A 706-nucleotide genomic window follows, 5' to 3' on the forward strand; every position below is an offset into this window, starting at 1 on the left:
TACAGTCACAGACCCAGGAAAAGTGAAAGAAAAAGCACCAGTACCGCCAACAAAAGTTGTGACACCAAATAAACCAGGTTCAACCATCACAACAGAAACACCAGTCAATGGTTTGACAGTGGATGGCGATGGTAACTTAACTGGAACACCAACCGTAACAGATTGGGGACCAAAAGAAGAAGAACGTAAAGTTACAATCCCAGTTAAAGTGAAGAATGGTGACGAAGAAGTCGTTGTGGATGTTCCAGTTACAATCCAACGTGATACAGATGGCGACGGTATCCCAGATATGACCGATCCAGATGATGATAACGATGGAATTCCAGATGAGGAAGAAATCATAAATGGAACAGATCCTAAGACACCAACAACTCAAACTCCTACAATCAAAATCACACGCAAACCAAATGGTGATGCAGTAGTAACGCCTAAGAAACCTGGAGTGGGAGGAACATACCCACCAGGAACAGTAGTAGAAATTCCAGGTAAGGATGGTAATCCAATTGTCGTTACAATCGGTGAAGATGGTTCAGGAATAGTTCCAAATGACAAGTTACCTAAAGGTGATTTACCAGGAAAAGGTACAGTAACAGAACCGAATAAAGAACCATCACAACCAGTGCCAGTAACAACACCGGCTCGTAAGAACCCGACAATCAAAATTGAACAAGATCCAGACACTGGCGATGTTACAGTCACACCGAAG

At 42.9% G+C, this 706-nt stretch carries 1 pseudogene; it reads left to right on the forward strand.

Features of this window, described 5'->3' with window-relative positions:
- Positions 1-706 (forward strand): annotated as a pseudogene (locus HMPREF1048_RS06075) (hypothetical protein); the annotation flags it as partial.

This window comes from Streptococcus mitis SK575 (assembly GCF_000257865.1).
GTDB lineage: Bacteria > Bacillota > Bacilli > Lactobacillales > Streptococcaceae > Streptococcus > Streptococcus mitis_CQ.